The following is an 18,616-nucleotide window of genomic DNA, read 5'->3' on the forward strand; positions in this document are numbered from 1 at the left end:
CGACGGGCAGGCTTTTCATGCCGCCTGACAAAGCAGGCATAATACCGCGCCTTCGCCCGCGAAGCGTCTTTCCCCATTGCCGGTCGCCCCCTTGAACGAACGCCCGATGTCCTCAGCCTTACGCCCCTCGGCCTGCCCGGGGTTGCTGCGTATTGTCCAGGCACTGGATGGCGGCATCTGCCGGATCAAATTGACTGGCGGCTCGATCAGCGCGGCTCAGGCCGAAGCGGTGGCCGATGCGGCCGAGCGTTTCGCTGGCGGGGTGATCGAGGCCACCAACCGCGCCAACCTGCAGATTCGTGGGATCGGCAGTGAGCACGGTGCCTTGATCGACAGCCTGATGGCGGCCGGACTCGGCCCGACCAGCGCAGCGGGCGATGACGTGCGCAATCTGATGCTCAGCCCCGGCGCCGGCATTGATCAGCGGATGCTGATCGATACGCGCCCATTGGCCGAACAGATCCTCGCCACGCTGCAAAGCGATGAACGCTTTCACGACCTCAGCGCCAAGTTCGCCGTGCAACTGGATGGCGGCGAAGGGCTGGCAATGCTCGAACACTCGCATGATCTTTGGTTGTCCGCTGCTGAGCGAGACGGTGAGCGAGTGTTTGTCTTCGGCCTGGCGGGTTGCCTTGTCGACCTGCCCGCCGGCGCGGTGTCGCTGGAGCAGGGCCATGGGCTGGTGGTCGCGGTGCTGGAGTTGTTCCTGGAACTGGCGCGCCCCGACCAGACCCGCATGCGACACCTGCTTGCCGAATGTTCGCTCGAAAGGTTTCTCGCGCGTCTCGCCGAGCGTGTGCCGTTGATGCCCATCGAGGGGTGGCAGCGCGAGGCAACGCCAAGTGCCCTGCACATCGGCGCTCATCCACAGCGTGACAGCGGCCGCGTGTACATCGGCGCAGTGCCGCCGCTGGGCCGCCTGGGTCCGGCGATGCTCCGAGGCGCCGCACAACTGGCCCGCGAACGGGGCAACGGCACGCTGCGTTTCACGCCTTGGCAAAGCCTCGTGGTGCCCGGGGTCCATGACAACCAGGCGCCTCACGTTATCCACAGCCTTGAACACCTCGGCCTGCGCTGCTCGGCCGACGATGCCCTGGCGCATCTCATCGCCTGCACCGGCTCGACCGGCTGCGGCAAAGGCCTGGCTGACACCAAGGGCGATGCCCGACAACTGGCGGCGCGGTTGCAACGTCACGGCCAGACGCTGAACGTGCACCTGTCCGGCTGCCCGCGTTCCTGTGCGGCGGCGCACATCGCGCCGGTCACGTTGCTGGCGGTTTCTCCCGGTCATTACGACCTCTATTTTCGCGATGCAGCGCAGCCGGGTTTCGGCGCGCTGCACGCACGCAATCTTACTATTGAAGCGGTCGCGGCCTTGCTCGACGCCCGCTCACGGAGCCCTTTAGATGCTTGATTACATCCGCGACGGTCAGGAGATCTATCGCAACTCCTTCGCGATCATTCGTGCCGAGGCCAACCTCGAGCGAATTCCGGCCGATCTGGAAAAACTCGCGGTGCGGGTGATCCACGCCTGCGGCATGGTCGACGCCATCGACGGCCTGCAATTTTCCGAAGGCGCGGGCAAGGCCGGGCGTGAGGCGCTGGCCGCCGGTGCGCCCATCCTGTGCGACGCGCGGATGGTCAGCGAAGGCGTGACCCGCACGCGGTTGCCGGCCAACAACCCCGTGATCTGCACCCTGCGCGATGAAAGCGTTCCGGAACTGGCCCGTGAGTTGGGCAACACCCGTTCCGCCGCCGCGCTGGAGCTGTGGCGCCCGCATCTGGAAGGCAGCGTGGTGGTGATCGGTAACGCGCCGACCGCATTGTTTTATCTGTTGGAAATGCTCGATGCCGGCGCACCGAAACCGGCGCTGATCCTCGGCTTCCCGGTCGGCTTCGTAGGCGCCGCCGAATCCAAGGCTGCGCTGGCGGCCGACAGTCGCGGCGTGCCGTTTGTCATCATGCAAGGCCGGCTGGGCGGTAGCGCCATGGCCGCTGCGGCCGTCAATGCCCTCGCCACGGAGATCGAATGATGCAGCAGCCTGGACGCTTGATCGGCCTGGGTGTCGGCCCCGGTGACCCGGAACTGATTACGGTCAAAGCCCTGCGCTTGCTGCGCGAGTCGCCTGTGGTGGCGTACTTCGTCGCCAAGGGTAAAAAGGGCAACGCCTTCGGCATCATCGAAGCGCATTTGCAGGACGCACAAACACTGCTGCCGCTGGTGTATCCGGTGACCACCGAAGCGCTGCCGGCGCCGCTGTCGTATGAGCAAGTGATCAGCGATTTCTACGATGCGGCGGGCGAGGAACTCGCCGCGCATCTGGATGCCGGTCGTGACGTGGCGGTGATCTGCGAGGGTGATCCATTCTTCTACGGCTCCTACATGTACCTGCACGATCGCCTGGCCGACCGCTACGAAGCCGAAGTCGTGCCGGGCGTGTGCTCGATGCTGGGCGGTGCTTCGGTGCTGGGCGCGCCGTTGGTGTATCGCAATCAGAGCCTGTCGGTGCTTTCCGGCGTATTGCCGCACGAGGACCTCAAACGTCGTCTGGCCGATGCCGATGCGGCGGTGATCATGAAGCTGGGACGCAACTTTCCCAAGGTCCGTCAGGTGCTCGAAGAACTGGGTCTGGCGGAGCGGGCGCTGTACGTCGAGCGCGCGACCATGGCCAATCAGAAGATCGTGCCGCTGGATCAGGTCGAGCCGATGTCCTCGCCGTACTTCTCGTTGATCATCGTTCCCGGCGAACGGTGGCAAGGTTGATGGCCCGTCCAGCTCCGGCGATTGTCATTCTTGGCAATGGCAGCCTCGCGACCGCGCGCAAGATCCAGCAGGTTTTCCCCGGCGCCTTGATTCATGGCCTGGCCGGACGGGTTGAAGGCGCGGACCGTGTCTATCACGAGTTCGGCGCGACCGTGCGCGAGTTCTATCAGCAGGACACGCCGATCATTGCCTTGTGCGCGGCCGGGATTGTGATCCGCACGCTGGCGCCGTTGTTGCTTGAGAAGGGCGCCGAGCCGCCAGTGCTGGCCGTGGCCGAAGACGGCAGCGCCGTGGTGCCGCTGCTGGGCGGTCTCGGTGGCGTGAACGTCATGGCGCGGGAGATTGCTGCCGGTCTCGAAGTGGCGCCGGCGATCACCACCAGCGGTGAACTGCGCTTCGGTACCTGCCTGCTCAATCCACCCAGCGGCTATGCCCTCGGCGATCTGGAACTGGGCAAACGCTTTGTCTCGGATCTGCTCGCCGGCCAAAGTGTGCGCATCGAAGGCACCGCGCCGTGGCTGGCGCAAGCGCAGTTGCCGGAAGACCCGCAGGCGCCGTTATCGATTCATGTTGGCAGTGCCGAGCGCACGCCGGCGGCCAATGAGTTGCTGATCTACCCACGCAACGTGCTGGTGGCGGTGAACGCCGAGGTGGCGGATCTGCCGAACGCGATTCGCGCGGCGCTGCATCAGGCAAACATCGCCATGCAATCGCTGGCGTGTCTGCTGGCCAGCGATCTGCACATGGCCAACCCTGCGTTGCGTGAAGCGGCGCTTGAGCTGGGCGTGCCGCTGCGGTTTGCCACGGCCAGTGGTGACGTCAGCGAACTGGCCCGCCACACCGTGCCGAACGCTGCCGTCGTGTCGGCGGATAGCGGCATCGCGATCGCGGTAGCCAGTCAGCCACTGGAGGTTGCACAGATCGGGCGTGCACGCGGTCGTCTGGCCGTGATCGGCCTGGGCCCTGGCGCCGCCGAATTGATGGTGCCGGCGGTGAAGGCCGAACTGGCGCGCGCCAATGATGTGCTGGGTTATGAAACCTACGTGCGCATGGCCGGGCCGTTTCGCGAGGATCAAGTGCTGCATTGCACCGACAATCGCGAGGAAATGCAGCGCGCTCGCCACGCCTTTGAACTGGCGGCCCAGGGGCGGTCGGTGGTGGTGGTTTCGTCGGGGGATCCGGGCGTATTCGCCATGGCGGCCGCCGTGCTCGAAGCGCTGCACGAGTCGAGTGAGCCGGGCTGGCACAGCGTTGATCTGGAGATTCTGCCGGGCGTCTCCGCGTCCCTGGCAACGGCCGCTCAGGCCGGCGCACCGCTGGGGCATGACTTCTGTGTGATGTCCCTGTCGGACAACCTCAAGCCATGGTCGATCATCGAGCAGCGGCTGGACCTGGCAGCTCAGGCCGACCTGGCGCTGGCGTTCTACAACCCGATTTCGCGGTCGCGTCCCTGGCAACTGGGTCGGGCACTGGAGATTGTCGCGCAGCACCGCACCGCTGAAACGCCGGTGGTGTTGGGGCGGGACATCGGTCGTCCGGGCCAGACACTGCGTGTCACCACGCTGGGTGATCTGACCCCGGATCAGGTCGACATGCGCACCATGGTGCTGGTCGGCTCTTCCACCACCTGCGTGTTCCCGCGTGCCGAGGGTGGCCAGTGGGTGTATACGCCTCGGTGGTATGGCGACAAGCCCTCTTCGTGAGTGTCGGCGGCCTCGTTCTGAGGCCGCTTTTATAACGGTCTGTTGTTAATGAACAGGAAGTCATTGCGGCAGGCCGTTCGATGTCTTGATGTAAGTCGATGTTTTACTCAAGTGTAAGGTAACTGTCGAATTTGTTGATGGTTGTCCTTTTTCTTGTCTTTTATCTGTTGTTTTTTAATGTTTAAAGTTTCTGAATGTTCGGCAGGTCATCAATTGTTTGTTTTCTTCTTTGAGGATTAAAAAACGTTCGGTTAGTGTTGTTTTATAACCGGGTGGGGTTCTCCGTCCTGGTGGGTAACCCGCTTTTATTTTTACAGGGAAGTATCTTTATGGGTGAACAAACAGCTCGTCATGTAAACGGCTACGTCAATTTTATTGATCTATTCAAACTGTCTGATCTTGAACAGGCATTACAAACGCATAAAGGCACAGACGAATACGACGCGGTATTTCGATATTACTTTGCTTGTATCGCAGTGCTTGATTTTCCGAGGATGCTCGCACCGCTGGGATTGCTGCGCGAGGCCCTCGGGTCTTTTGTTGAGCCAAAGCGCCGGCGTCGACGCGCTGCGGGCACCGAATTGCCAACGGCACAGCCGGTTGACGTAGCCCCGGGGCTGAGCGAGATCCGCGACAGGGTCGAAGGCTTTCACTCGCGCCTGTCCAATAGCATTGAGCAGTTGAGCATCGCGGCCACCGAAGTGCCAAAAAACCTGCACTTCGTCTGGCTCGGCGGTGGTTTGGGTGCTATCCAGCGCGACTATATTAATGTATGGCTCAAGGTGTTGGCCGGGCAGGGTTATACCGTGAAACTCTGGTACGACAGCGATGCACTTTTGGCCTATGAAACCAACCGGATCATTGTCGAAGCCGCAAAGGCCGATGCGATGGTTAATGGCGGACATGGCAGCGAATCGTATCTTGATCTTGTTGATAAGTATGAGGAACGGGCCATTGTTCTAAAAAAACAGATGTTCGCCCATGTCAACAAAGCGGTAGCGCACGGTGTTAATGCGGATGAGGCACGCATTGATCTTCTGGTTCGTGGGTATGGCCAGAATCAAGCGACCTTGAAAGCCTTGCGGGACAAGAATAACCAGAGTATCTCGGCCATGGCCGAGGGCGGTTTGGAACTTCGTAATATTGCAGCGAATGAAACACCGATGCACTTGCAGGCCATTTACGAGCGGGAAATCAGTCTGCGAGGCAACTTTGCCGCGGCTTCCGATGTGGTGCGCATTGAGGCCTTGATGGCTGAAGGCGGTAGTTATGCAGATGTCGATAACCTGCCACCGCTCCAGGAGAGTCTGGGCGATGTCGACATTCGTCAATTCAGAACGGATGCACGCGTGGGTGTACTGCAATTGTTGCTGGATCAGAACCCTGAGTGGATGCCGGGTCGTGAGGCATCAAGAAGCAAGTACACAAGTTACTTTGAGCGCATCCCTGAAGAGCATCGCGCGGAGCTGGAACGGTTCGCCAAAAGTCGTCCGCTGTTGAACAGTGTTTTTCGCGCACCCGTAGAACGTCTTGTTCGGGCGGACGGACTGCGAGCGGTTGCCGAAGGGAGCAGCCTGAGTAATGCGTTTCTGATGGCTCATGCCGGGTCAGCGATGGTCAACGCCGTGATCGATCGCTTCAAACTCAACTATGAAATCGTTGATGCCACGGCCCGCTTGGCCATGGAGAGGCAGGCCTCTAGCGATGATGAGGCGGTAGGTCGTATTGCGCTGGAGGTCGTCGAAAAACAATTCGGTTCGTTGCAAGCGCTGCCAATGGATGTAGAGCTCGCCCTGTATTTTCTGGCAAAAGCTGCGACCTTTTACTACAGCGACGGCATTCGCCCACAAAGCGAAGAGACCATCTATCTGACCGGGCCCGCGGCGATGCGCGATGCGCTCGCGGATTACGCAAACAGGCATTTCACCCCTCGCGCAGCAGGTGCCTGGCGAACGGATGTGGCGATTGACCCCACCGCAACGGTGAACCGGGCCACGGAGGAGGAGCTGGACCACTCCTGGAAAGAAAATGAAAGTGACACCGAGGCGTGGCTCAAGAACGAAAAACAACGGTGGGAAGCCGGGCAATTCAAGGCGCGTTACGTGGGCAAAGTGGATCAGTTGCTAAAGGGGCAGACGATTCATTTCGACCATGGCTGGCCAGTCATTGAAGGGCGACATGTGTTGTCGACTGAATTGCTGCAATCCCTGGCGCAGCAGCTTGGCGAACCCTTTTTGCTAACGATGAGTCAGCGGACCACCGGTGAGGTGACTTTCGACCTGCCGTTGCAGCTGAGTTTTGATGAGCGTCAATCCATCCTTGCGCAGGAGATCGTGCTACCGCCGTCGTTGGTCGGTGAGCCGGCCACTGCGGATTTGGCTCTGGATGAATTGCTTCACCGAATTGGCCGAGGGACCTTGCAGATTGAGCAGCTTGACCCCCGGCAGCGGTTGCTGATCGGTTCGTTGCTCGGCGCGCGGGCCATGGATCAACGCAATTTTGATCAGCTGCGCGTGCGCCTGGAAAACCTCGCCAACAGCGTGTCTGAATTGGGCGTGTCACACCGCTACGGGGCCATTGAGCGGGAGTTGTTCAAAGAAAACCATCCCGCGTTCGTTGACGGTTTAGCCAGCGCTTTGACACCTTCCGTCGCGCTGTCCGAGACCAGCATAGAGCTGAAAAAGCAGGCGCTGGAGCAGTCGCTGACCTTGGTGCAATGGGGGCGCCAGGTTGCCCGGATTCAGCAGGTCGCAAAACTCGAATTCCGTGACCGCATCAGCGAGCGCATGACCGATGTGCTGGAAAGCTTCGACCAAGGCACCTTCAAACTGGTGCCGCAGGACTTGTTGCTGCAGGGCGTCGGTGACCGGATCGCTGGGCGTTGCTATCCGTTGGCCTTGGCCATGGCGGCGGCGATCAGCAAGGGGAGTGAAGCGGGCAACATCCTTCGTGAGCGTTTTTACCTGGCGGTCATTGAACCCGGTACCAGCGATTCGAATGCATTCGTGAACGTTATCGAAGAGCTTCGAGACGTTGATGTCCATGACCTCGGCGGGCCGGTGATGCGCTCGGATCTGGCAGAGGTGATCGCGACGCTTGAAGCGAAAACCGGCAGCAGCACCTTGATGCTCAACTCGGATAACCACTCGATGCTGCTGGCCAAAAGTGTTGCGGGCGAGCGCAGTACCTATCATTTCTACGATCCGAACTTTGGTGTTTTCGAGTTCGATACCGCGCGAGCGCTCAGCGTAGCGCTGACCCATTTTTTCGTTAGCCAAGAGATGGCCGTGCCATACGCCGCTTATGGAGAACCCAGTCGTCCGGCCTTTGACTTGATTGAGCTCGACGCTGGCCGCCTCAATGCAAAGGTGTTGTCATCGGGTGTCCGGGTGTCGAGTCTTTCCGATTCGGGCAGCCTGCCAGAACAGGCGCCTCGGGTCAGGCAGCGGCTGGCCAGCGCGCGAGGGCAGTCTCTGGTCAACAATGGGGTGCTGGGCAGTTCGTTACTGGAGCTGGACGCGCACTGGTGGGGTAGACAGATCGCGCAGGCGACACGGCAGTTGCAGGCACAACACGGGCTGTCGTCCGGCGCCGTTGCGTTGTTCGATACGCTGGAGATCACCCCGGCAGGCGAGTACAAAATCAGCCTGGTCGATACCGATCCAGCGCGGACCGTTGTGCGCGTCACCACCGATGATCCGCGATTCCTGAGGATCAAGAACTACCTCTCGGAGACCTTCCATACGCTGGCAGCGCAACCGCATGATTCGGCCAGCTTGTCTGACCCCACGGAGGCCAGCAGCGTCCATACGCTCAATGCCGGTTTCACCGTGCAAGCCTTGATGAACGCACTGCGTCATCACGAAGGCGCGGCCAGCGGGGGTGACAAGGCACTGACCACGGCCATTCGCTTGCATGCCTACGTCAATTACGCCCAATTGGTCCACGGCAACGTGGTGGATGTGGTCGGCGTTGTGACACTGGTGCGTCAGGCACTGGACGATGAAAAGCTGATCGCCCGCACCAGCGCGCCGTTGGTGCAAAAGGCGTTGGGGCATGTCGCCAATGAAGGCGTCGGTACGGTGCTGGGGATGGTGAATGTCGGGTTTGATATTTACCAGTTGAGCCGTGCCACCAATGACATTGAGAAGGCGCAGTTCGGGACGCAATTGGCGTTCGACTCCGCGAGCGCCGTGTTGGGCGCCGCCGGGCTGGGTGCGGCATTGGCCGGGGCGGGTACCGTGGCGGCGGTGCTGGGCGGTGCCGGGGTGATTCTGGGCGGGTTGGCAGTGGGCGTCGCTGCGCTGGCCGAAGGGTTTGCCACCATTGCTGAGGAAGCCAAGGAGGTCGCCCTGTTTTTTGAGGGGCTGGAAAAGGCTTATCTACAGGGCGGCTATCATCTGGACAAGGCCTCGAATGCCTGGATTGCGCATCCCTTGCCGGTATTCGCCGAGCTTGATTTGCGCGCATCGACGGTCCGTTTTGACAGCCCGAAACTGTTCCCGCTTCGAGACCATTTCGGGGTACCTGATTTCGATGTCGATTACGTCCGCGCCATGGATATCCGCCGGGGCCTTGGGTTACCCGACTCGGCGCCTTTCTCGCCGCAGCCCGGGCAGTCGATCGTTTTGCCCGGCACACCCAAAACCTGGTACGGCTATGACTACAAGTTGCTGCCGTTTGTCACGTTTCGTCATGCCGGTGGCTTCGATACGGCCCGTCGACTGGAGAAAAAAAATGAGCAGGGGCAATGGCAGTTTCTGTTTTCGTTTTACTCGTTTCCCGGCGAGTACGTGGTCAACCGGCTGAACCCTGTCTACAAGCCAACGGTATTCAACGTGCGTCTCGACAACATCGAACGCTCGCTGGTGGTGCCGGCCCTGCCGAAGGCCTGGCATGGCCTGGTTTCCTACCGCATAGAAGGTGCCGGTGCCCAGTGTTCCGTTTTGCTCAACCCCGGGGTGAACCTTGTCCTCGAGGCGCCCGGTCACACGGCCATGCGCTGGGTGCTGCAGGCTCCCTGGCTGGCGGAGGCAGACCTGCGGATAGCACCTGGCGGCAGGCTCGATTCGGGCACGTTGGGTGTGAAGTTCAGTGGCGGCGGCGTTCACGATGTGTTGCTCAAGCTTGCGGGTAACACCATCGTGCGCGTTGATCTTGTGGGCCTGAAATTGGAGGTGGTCGAGGAAGAGGCCGATCCGGCGCTCGGGGAGCAGGCGCTGCTGGATCACTTCAAGTCATTGGCCCGAGAACATCGACTGGCCATGCCGTACACCCCGGTTCACAACTTCGTGGTGCCGTTTGAAAAGCCGGACGAACCGAGGACGGTGGCTGCGTATTACGACTCGGCTCAGGATCGCTTTCTGTATATCCGCGACCCGAATGTCCTGCTGGCCGATGAGGCCGTGCTGGGCGCCGTGGTCGAGGGCTCGGCCTATTTCTATCACCCCGAGAGTTTCGATATCTGGCAGGTCGACGCGACCACCGGTACGCTGATTCGGCGCTATCGTCTGCTGGCCAAGGATGGCTTGAGCATTGCCCGCTGTGAGGCCGTGGCCAACGGCGGTATTCAAATTGTGCAGCAGTCCGTTCCAAAGGACGGTCAGCGCGATGAACTGACTTTCCTGATCCATGGGCAAGCCGTGTTGCTCAGCTCGATCACCCTTGGTCAGGATCCAGCGCTGCAGGCTGTTTTAGAGGCTGACACGCTGACGGACTGGAAACAGGTACTGGGCAATTATGTGGTGCCGGCAGCGTCCATAGATACCGTGGATTGGCGCCTTGGTGCGCTGGCTTCGATCTGTTGGCAGCGCGAAGACAAGTCCCGTGATCTGGTCTGGGTCCGCGATGTTGACGGGTTGATCATCCGTGCACCTGCCCGGCGTCACCATGTGCGGGGTTGGAAGGATTCGATCAAGGCCTTGAACACCCTTTTACTTATCGCTCCCTACGGTGCCGAGGGCGAGGTCTTCGTTACATATGACAAGGACATTCAAAGCCTCGTGCGACAGCAAAGATCGATGGTCGAGGGGCGCGTGCAATGGTCTTCCACAGAAATTGCCCCCACAGGGCTGAAAAATGTTGTCGCGGTTGAGCAGGGTCATCTCGCTGTGACCGACTCGGGCCTGTTTTTCAATCTGACGTCGGACGGCTATTTGCACTTGGGCGGATTGACCGAAACCTGGTTCAAGGATCGAGCCCAGTGGTGGTCCGAACTGCCGGCGGTGTCGACGCAATATCCGGTGTCGAGTTTCGCCCTCCTTGGGTTGACCCTCTTTACGGGGGCCGCCGGTTTGTGCGCTTGGTACCTGGAAGATCGGCTGTTGCTCGCGGACCTTGGCCATGGCAAAGAAGTGCGGTTGCTGAGTATTGTTCCGGACAATCAGGCCGCTTGGTTATTCGATCTTTCAACGGGCAAGATTTTCAGCCAGCGCTTTATCGAAACGACACACTTGAACGCCGCATTCGGCCAGGGAACCCGGCTTTTGCAAGCCGAAGCATTGCCCGTTCCGATGCAGGAGTGGGCGCCCTGGACCTTTACCGACGTGAAAGTGGAGGGCGCTGGCCTGAGGGCAACAACGCTTGATGGTCTGGAAGTGGATTTACAGCACAACGCCCCGGTACGGATAACGGGTGTGGGCAGCCGCTGGGTCGCAGCATTGGAAGGTTCATTGAGTGAGGCGCTGGCGGCGCTGGCGAACGAATATCGCTGCGCCGATTTCCTGTCCGTCAAAGACCCTGACAACCTTCAATGGTATGTGGTCCGCAGCGGTCGATTGATCCGGGTTCCGAAAGCCACCGTTACTGCGCACTACACGCTGGTGGGCACCCGGGATCAAACCAGCGTGATGTTGCACGAAAGCGAAGATGGTTTATTGCGCACCTATCCGCAAAAAAGCACGGTCGGGCCGCTCGACTATGTCCAGCGAAACGCCGAAGTACTGGTGGTCGAGGGGCCGAAGACGACCCATGACCTTCTGCCGTTGATTGCCGATGATGTCAGCATTCTGGTGCTCAAAATGGGTCAGGGGGCCACGACAAGCCGACTGACCCGAGCGGCCTGGTTGAAACTTGACTCGGTCATCGTCGATTGTCGTTATCCGCTTGAGCGCCCACCGTTGATTCCGGGGAAACTGATTCTGGACGCTTCAATCATGGATCAGTTATGGGTCAGTCTGGTCGATGAACACTTGGTGATGAACGGCCTGGACAGCGGGCGTAGCCTGATTTTTCGCGGTGTTTACTCCGCGGATGTGGCGTTGCGAGGTGACGTGTTCCTTTCGCTCAATGGCTATCGATCACGTGCGGTTTCGGAAATTGTGACCGAGTTACTGAGGCGAAAAGGCGTTTCCGGCAGCGCAACGTTAGCGGAGCTGATGTCGACCTCTCAGGTCGAGGTGGTCGCAGAACCGGCTATTCAGGACGTTGCGCTCCCTGGCTGATCAGGGCACCAGGTAACCTTTCACGCCTGTGAAGATAATCTGTGCGGCCAGTGCGCACACAAACAATCCCATCAGCCGGCTGACAATCTGCAAGCCCTGGTCTCCGAGAATCCGTTCGATGCGGTTGGACAAATAAAGGACCACGCCAACCGTAAAACTGGCCAGGGCAATGCTGAGAATGGCCGTGAGTTTGTCGTCCCAATGCGGTTGGCTCACGCCCATCACCAACAAGGCACCGATGGTGCCGGGGCCGACCGTCAATGGAATCGTCAGCGGGACGATCGTCACGTCCTGCTGCACATTGTCGGTTTGCACCGCCGACTTGCCTTGGGCCATGCCCAGTGCCGAAATAAACAGCACGCTGCCGGCACCGATGCGGAACGCGTCCACGGTGATGCCGAAGACACTGAAAATCACCCGTCCGAACAAGTACAGCAAGACGCTGGACACCAGCGTCGCGGTGGCCACTTTCCAGGCCAGCCGACGCTGTTCCTTGCGTGAATAACCGCGGGTCAGGCTGATGAAGCAGGACAACACGAAGAACGGGCTGTAGAGCACCAGCATCTTCAGGTAAACGCTGAATAACACATGGAGCATGGTGCAGGCTCACAGTCTGGGAAGGTCGAGGAGGAGTCTATCAGGCGTTACAAGGTCTGTCGGCTCAAGAGGCCGGTGCCGTCGCCCGGTTCTGCTGATCCCGTTGTGCAACCCAATGCTCGATCAAATCGCGCAATTGCGACAGTTCGACCGGTTTGGCCATGTGCCCGTCCATGCCGGCCTGGCGCGCGCGCTCTTTGTGCTCGGCAAGGATGTGCGCGGTCAACGCCACCACCGGGGTGCGAATCCGCTGGTTGCCGACTTCCCAGGCACGTAACTGCTGGGTAGCAGAGAAGCCATCGAGGATCGGCATCTCACAATCCATCAGGACCAGGTCGTAGCGCTGGGCTTTCATCGCCTGCAAGGCCTCTTCGCCATTGCTGGCGGTGTCCGGTTGCAGGTTGAGTTTGCCGAGCATGCCGCGAATCACCTTGGTCGAGATGTTGTTATCTTCGGCCACCAGAATGCGGAAATCACTCGGGACCTTGACCGGAAGCGTCGGACCGGAGGGCAGGTGCGGCGAGACGGCCGGGCCCTTGTTGCGCTGATTCAGTTCGTCCGCCAGAGTGGTCTTGAGGGTGTAGCCGGCCACCGGTTTGGCGAGGATGCGTTTTATCCCGCAATTGCGCGCGATGATCTTGCTCGGCGCGTTGCTGATACCGGTGAGCATGATCAGCAGAATGTCGTGGTTCAGGCTCGGGTCTTCCTTGATCTTGGCCGCCAGTTGCATGCCGGTCATGCCGGGCATGTTCTGGTCAAGCAGGACCACGTCGAAATAATCGCGCAGGTGAGCCTTGGTGCGCAGCAACGCCAGTGCCTCTTTGCCGGACGGCACGGCGCTGACATTCAGGCCCCAGGCGCTGCACTGCTGCACCAATACTTTGCGACAGGTGTCGTTATCGTCCACAACCAGCACACGCGCACCTTGCAGCGGTCCGTCGAGGTCTGAGGTCGGGTGTTCGAGACGATCAGGGTCCAGGGGCAGGGTCAGCCACAAGGTGCTGCCCTGATTGGCGCCGCTCTTGATGCCGAATTCCCCTTGCATCAAACGGATCAACTGACGCGCAATCACCAGCCCCAGGTTGCCGCCCAGGCTGGTCGCCGAGAGGAAGTGCTTGCTGTGCAGTTCGGCGTGCATCAGGGCGTCGCGTTCTTCGGCCTCCATCGGCACGCCACTGTCTTGCACGGCGATGCGCAGGCGCGGTTTGGCGCTGCGTTCATCGAGGGCAACGACGATCAGGATCTCACCTTCTTCGGTTTTCTTCAGGGCGTTTTCCAGCAGGCTCAGCAAGGTCTGGCGCAAACGCGTCGGGTCACCGCTGATGACCCGAGGCACTTGTGGCTGGATGAAGCTGATCAGCTCGACGTTCTGCTGTTCGGCCTTGGCGCGGAAGATGCTCAGGCAGTCTTCGATCAGGGCATTGAGATCGAATTGAACGTCGTCCAGTTCGATTTGCCCGGACTCGAGCTTGGAGATGTCGAGAATCTCGTTGATCAGGGTCAGCAGTTCGTTACCGGCGCTATGGATGGTCTGCACATAGTCACGCTGCTTGACCGACAGTGGCGTCCCCAACAGCAATTCGGTCATGCCCAGTACGCCGTTCATCGGGGTACGGATTTCGTGGCTGATCTTCGCCAGGAACTCGGCCTTGGCGTTGATCTCGGCGTTGCTGGCCGCCAGGTCGCGGCTGACGCTGAAACGATCTTCGGTGATGCTGCGCTGACGTTCGCCCAACGCAATGCTCATCAACAGGCCGCTGATGCAGATGAACGCCAGCAGCGTCATGATCAAGCCCTGCGGCGCGACCAGCGTCAGCCCCAGCAGGGCGGGCAACATGATCAGCGTGCCGATGTTGAACACCACCATCGCCGCCACAAACAGGCGCGCCGGGCGATAGCCTTTTTGCCAATGGTAGGCACCGACGAACAACATGCTCAGGCCCGCCAGGGCGACCAGGGCGTAGGTAATGATGTTCAGCGGCAGCGTGTTGACGAACAACAGCAGCAAGCCGCAGGCCACGATGAACAGAATGTCCCCCAGCAGCAGCTTGTTCAGCGGGTGCGACCCGAGCGGGGCGAAGAAACGATAGGCGAACATCAGGCCGCACGGCGCCGTCAGCAGCAAGGCGAGATAAGCGCCGGGCGTCTGCACCGCGTGCCAGTTGGGTAGCCATGGTCCTGCCAGATTCAGTAACAGCAACAGGCTGAGCATCAACAACGCTTCGCATCCGGCCAGCCAGAGGCTGCTGCGTGAGCGGGTATAGGCATAGCGGACGAGGTTGTGCAGGATCAGCATGCCGATGCAACCGAACAGCAGGCCGTAAATCAGCATCTGGTTCTGATTGGCCGCGGTCATGATCGCCGATTGCAGGGTGATGTACGGCCGTAACTGGTGTTCTGACACCAGCCGCAGGTAGACGTCGAGAGGTTTGTCGCTTTGCGGCAGCGGCAACATGAAATCGCTGCTGGGCAGGGGACGGTCAGCCTGGGGCTGCCCGGTGCCGGTGTTCAGTTGATCGATCAGCGTGTCGCCGTCGAGCACATACAGATTGAGGCGCGACAGGTCGGGGGCGAACACTCGCAGCAATTGTTCGTGCTTGCCGGGCGCCAGCCGAAAGCGTAGCCACAATGCACCTTCGGGCTCGGCCGCGGTGAGGCGGTCGAGTTCGATGGGGCTGAATTGATTGGTGTAGCGCGCGGAACGGATGTCGCTCAGCTGCAGGTCGCCCTGTTCGTCAAGCAATACCGCCCAGCCACTGCCTTGCGCGGCCTGTGCCGGGAGCATGCAGAGCAAGGTCAGCAGCGTGACAGTAAAACCTATGGCAATCCTGAGCCAGCGCACGGCGAAATCCCTTCGTAGGTTGATGCCAGATTATAACTATGCGCGGCGTCGGAACAGTCCGGCAAGGGCCTGAAGCCCAAGCCCTGCCGAACGGATCGCTTATTCCTGATTTTCGCCACGCTCGCGGGCAATGGCACGGTAGCCAATGTCCTTGCGATAGAAACTGCCTTCCCAATCAATCTTTGCCGCCAGTTTGTAAGCCTGTTGCTGGGCAGCATCAACGCTGGCGCCCATGGCGGTAGCGCAAAGAACGCGACCACCGGCGGTCACCACTTTACCGTCCTTGAGCGCAGTGCCGGCGTGGAAGACTTTGCCTTCCAGTGCGGAGGCTGCATCCAGGCCGTTGATGGCGACGCCTTTAGCGTAGTCGCCAGGATAACCGCCAGCCGCCAGCACGATACCGACGCTCGGACGTGGATCCCATTGCGCTTCGACCTTGTCCAGGGCTTGCGCCAGGGCCGCTTCGACCAGCAACACCAGGCTCGACTGCAAACGCAGCATCACCGGTTGGGTCTCAGGATCACCGAAACGGCAGTTGAACTCGATAACTTTTGGGTTACCAGCCTTGTCGATCATCAGGCCGGCATACAGGAAACCGGTGTAGACGTTGCCTTCATCGGCCATGCCGCGCACGGTCGGCCAGATCACCAGGTCCATGACGCGCTTGTGGACTTCAGCGGTCACGACCGGGGCAGGGGAGTAGGCACCCATGCCGCCGGTGTTCGGGCCGGTGTCGCCGTCGCCGACGCGTTTGTGGTCCTGGCTGGTAGCCATCGGCAGCACGTTCTTGCCGTCGACCATGACGATGAAGCTGGCCTCTTCGCCATCCAGGAATTCTTCGATCACGACCCGCGAACCGGCGTCGCCGAATGCGTTGCCCGCGAGCATGTCGCGCACGGCGTCTTCGGCTTCGGCCAGGGTCATGGCAACGATCACGCCTTTACCGGCGGCCAGGCCATCGGCCTTGATCACGATCGGTGCACCTTTTTCACGCAGATAAGCCAGGGCCGGCTCGATCTCGGTGAAGTTCTGATAGTCGGCTGTCGGGATCTTGTGGCGCGCCAGGAAGTCCTTGGTGAAGGCTTTTGAACCTTCCAACTGGGCCGCACCGGCCGTCGGACCGAAGCAATCCAGGCCACGGGAGCGGAACAGATCGACGACGCCAGCGACCAGAGGCACTTCCGGGCCAACGATGGTCAGGGAGACGTTCTTCTCGGCAAAATCGGCCAGTTGCTCAAGGGCCAGCACGTCGATAGCGACGTTCTCGCACTTGGCTTCAATGGCGGTGCCGGCGTTGCCCGGGGCAACGAACACTTTCTGCACGCGCGGATCCTGAGCCACTTTCCAGGCCAGTGCGTGTTCACGGCCACCGCTGCCAATGATCAAAACATTCATTTCAAAAACCTCGGATGACGCTAATTCTGTGGAGCAGCCTCAGCTGCCTGGCTAACGATGCGCGGTATCCGCCGTGCACCGAACCTGTAGGAGCGAGGCTTGCCCGCGAAGGCCTCACCTCGGTATTGCAGTTGCACCGCAGCGTCCTCTTCGCGGGCAAGCCTCGCTCCTACAGAAGCAAAGAGCAAAAATCAGTGACGGAAGTGGCGCATGCCGGTGAATACCATGGCTATGCCGGCTTCATCAGCAGCAGCAATCACTTCCGCATCACGCATCGAGCCGCCTGGCTGGATCACCGCAGTGATGCCAACCTTGGCCGCGTTATCCAAGCCGTCGCGGAACGGGAAGAACGCGTCGGAGGCCATCACCGAGCCTGCCACCTGCAAACCGGCGTGTTCAGCCTTGATCGCGGCGATACGCGCAGAGTTCACGCGGCTCATCTGGCCAGCGCCGACACCGATGGTCTGACGGTTCTTGGCGTAGACGATGGCGTTGGACTTAACGTACTTGGCAACTTTCCAGGCGAAGATCAGGTCGTGGATTTCCTGTTCGGTCGGGGCGCGCTTGGTCACGACTTTCAGGTCATCGGCGCCGATCATGCCGATGTCGCGGCTCTGCACCAGCAGACCACCGTTGACGCGTTTGTAGTCCCAGGCAGCGGCGCGATCAGCCGACCACTCGCCGCAGGCCAGCAGGCGCACGTTGGCTTTTGCCGCCACGATGGCGCGGGCTTCTTCGCTGACGCTTGGGGCGATGATCACTTCGACGAACTGACGCTCGACGATGGCCTTGGCGGTTTCAGCATCCAGCTCGCGGTTGAACGCGATGATGCCGCCGAACGCCGACTCGGTGTCGGTGGCGTAGGCCAGTTCATAGGCCTGGCGGATGCCGCCTTCGGCGTCCGGGCTCACAGCCACGCCGCACGGGTTGGCGTGCTTGACGATCACGCAGGCTGGCTTGACGAAGCTCTTCACGCATTCCAGCGCGGCGTCGGTGTCGGCCACGTTGTTGTATGACAGTTCTTTGCCTTGCAGTTGGGTCGCGGTGGCGATACCGACTTCCGCAGGCTTGGTTTCAACGTAGAACGCCGCGCTCTGGTGCGGGTTCTCGCCGTAGCGCATTTCCTGAGCCTTGACGAACTGGCTGTTGAAGGTGCGCGGGAACTCGCTGCGACCTTCGGTGCTGAGGGTCTCAGCGGCCTGGTTCACGGTGCCCATGTAGTTGGCGATCATGCCGTCATAGGCGGCGGTGTGTTCGAAAGCCTTGAGCATCAGGTCGAAACGCTGAGCGTAGGTCAGGCCGCCGGCCTTCAGGCTTTCCAGTACGTTGGCGTAATCGCTGGCGTTCACCACGATGGCCACGTCTTTATGGTTTTTGGCTGCCGAACGGACCATGGTCGGGCCGCCGATGTCGATGTTTTCGATAGCGGTCGGCAGGTCGCAGCCTGGCTTGTTGATGGTGGCTTCGAACGGGTACAGGTTGACCGCTACCAGATCGATCGGCTTGATGCCGTGCTCGCTCATGATGGCGTCATCGATACCGCGACGACCGAGGATCCCGCCGTGGATTTTCGGGTGCAGGGTTTTCACCCGACCGTCCATCATTTCTGCGAAACCGGTGTAATCCGCGACTTCCACTGCGGCAACACCGTTGTCGCGCAGCAGCTTGAACGTTCCGCCGGTGGAGAGGATCTCGACGCCCAGGGCTTCAAGCTCTTTGGCGAATTCGAGGATCCCGGTCTTGTCGGAAACGCTGATCAAGGCGCGGCGGATCGGCAGGCGGGTAGTCTGGTCGGTCATTTCAATTTCCATCAAAAGCAAAGGAGTCAGCAAAAAAGGCGACCGTTTTTACGCGGGCGCCTTTCTGGTTTGAT

Annotated in this window: 9 protein-coding genes; 5 read left to right on the top strand and 4 right to left on the bottom strand. The window is 60.5% G+C overall.

What is annotated here, in order from left to right; translation table 11 throughout:
* The first annotated feature begins 106 nt into the window (after positions 1-106).
* The 5 genes from cobG to ACA051_RS03095 all read left to right on the top strand — a co-directional run bounded on the left by cobG (position 107) and on the right by ACA051_RS03095 (position 11,909).
* Positions 107-1,414 (top strand): precorrin-3B synthase, encoded by a 1,308-nt coding sequence (gene cobG, locus ACA051_RS03075; RefSeq protein WP_497373453.1) that lies wholly within the window; start codon positions 107-109, stop codon positions 1,412-1,414.
* A complete protein-coding gene (locus ACA051_RS03080) occupies positions 1,407-2,033 on the top strand; it encodes a precorrin-8X methylmutase (RefSeq protein WP_403102924.1) in 627 nt (208 codons plus the stop codon). Before cobG ends, ACA051_RS03080 begins: the two co-directional genes overlap by 8 nt.
* Entirely contained in the window at positions 2,033-2,764 is a 732-nt protein-coding gene (locus ACA051_RS03085; protein WP_219093862.1) for a precorrin-2 C(20)-methyltransferase, read from the top strand. The genes ACA051_RS03080 and ACA051_RS03085 overlap by 1 nt, the downstream gene beginning before the upstream one ends.
* Complete coding sequence (gene cobJ, locus ACA051_RS03090) at positions 2,764-4,467, top strand: precorrin-3B C(17)-methyltransferase (RefSeq protein WP_497373455.1); 1,704 nt, start codon at positions 2,764-2,766, stop codon at positions 4,465-4,467. Before ACA051_RS03085 ends, cobJ begins: the two co-directional genes overlap by 1 nt.
* A 494-nt stretch (positions 4,468-4,961) precedes the next feature.
* Positions 4,962-11,909 carry a TcdA/TcdB pore-forming domain-containing protein gene (locus tag ACA051_RS03095; RefSeq protein WP_497373457.1) on the top strand — a complete coding sequence of 2,316 codons (6,948 nt, stop codon included), beginning with the start codon at positions 4,962-4,964 and terminating at the stop codon, positions 11,907-11,909.
* Here the strand turns inward: ACA051_RS03095 and ACA051_RS03100 are convergent, their stop codons facing one another.
* The 4 genes from ACA051_RS03100 to purH all read right to left on the bottom strand — a co-directional run bounded on the left by ACA051_RS03100 (position 11,910) and on the right by purH (position 18,542).
* Positions 11,910-12,506: a MarC family protein gene (locus ACA051_RS03100; protein WP_007937197.1), complete on the bottom strand. Its 597-nt coding sequence runs from the start codon at positions 12,504-12,506 to the stop codon at positions 11,910-11,912.
* Positions 12,507-12,570: 64 nt separating this feature from the next.
* Entirely contained in the window at positions 12,571-15,348 is a 2,778-nt protein-coding gene (locus tag ACA051_RS03105; protein ID WP_497307563.1) for a hybrid sensor histidine kinase/response regulator, read from the bottom strand.
* 99 nt (positions 15,349-15,447) lie between these two features.
* Complete coding sequence (gene purD / locus ACA051_RS03110; RefSeq protein ID WP_497373459.1) at positions 15,448-16,743, bottom strand: phosphoribosylamine--glycine ligase; 1,296 nt, start codon at positions 16,741-16,743, stop codon at positions 15,448-15,450.
* Between the two features lie 191 nt (positions 16,744-16,934).
* Positions 16,935-18,542, bottom strand: a complete 1,608-nt coding sequence (gene purH / locus ACA051_RS03115; protein WP_497373461.1) for a bifunctional phosphoribosylaminoimidazolecarboxamide formyltransferase/IMP cyclohydrolase — start codon at positions 18,540-18,542, stop codon at positions 16,935-16,937.
* Positions 18,543-18,616 lie beyond the last annotated feature (74 nt).

Source organism: Pseudomonas sp. LBUM1669 (assembly GCF_059695705.1).

Excerpts from the sequence above, each read along its gene's own strand:
- cobJ (WP_497373455.1), top strand. The coding sequence starts at position 2,764 with ATGGCCCGTCCAGCTCCGGCGATTGTCATTCTTGGCAATGGCAGCCTC.
- purD (WP_497373459.1), bottom strand. The coding sequence starts at position 16,743 with ATGAATGTTTTGATCATTGGCAGCGGTGGCCGTGAACACGCACTGGCC.
- purH (WP_497373461.1), bottom strand. The coding sequence starts at position 18,542 with ATGACCGACCAGACTACCCGCCTGCCGATCCGCCGCGCCTTGATCAGC.
- ACA051_RS03095 (WP_497373457.1), top strand. The coding sequence starts at position 4,962 with ATGCTCGCACCGCTGGGATTGCTGCGCGAGGCCCTCGGGTCTTTTGTT.
- ACA051_RS03080 (WP_403102924.1), top strand. The coding sequence starts at position 1,407 with ATGCTTGATTACATCCGCGACGGTCAGGAGATCTATCGCAACTCCTTC.
- ACA051_RS03085 (WP_219093862.1), top strand. The coding sequence starts at position 2,033 with ATGCAGCAGCCTGGACGCTTGATCGGCCTGGGTGTCGGCCCCGGTGAC.
- ACA051_RS03100 (WP_007937197.1), bottom strand. The coding sequence starts at position 12,506 with ATGCTCCATGTGTTATTCAGCGTTTACCTGAAGATGCTGGTGCTCTAC.
- cobG (WP_497373453.1), top strand. The coding sequence starts at position 107 with ATGTCCTCAGCCTTACGCCCCTCGGCCTGCCCGGGGTTGCTGCGTATT.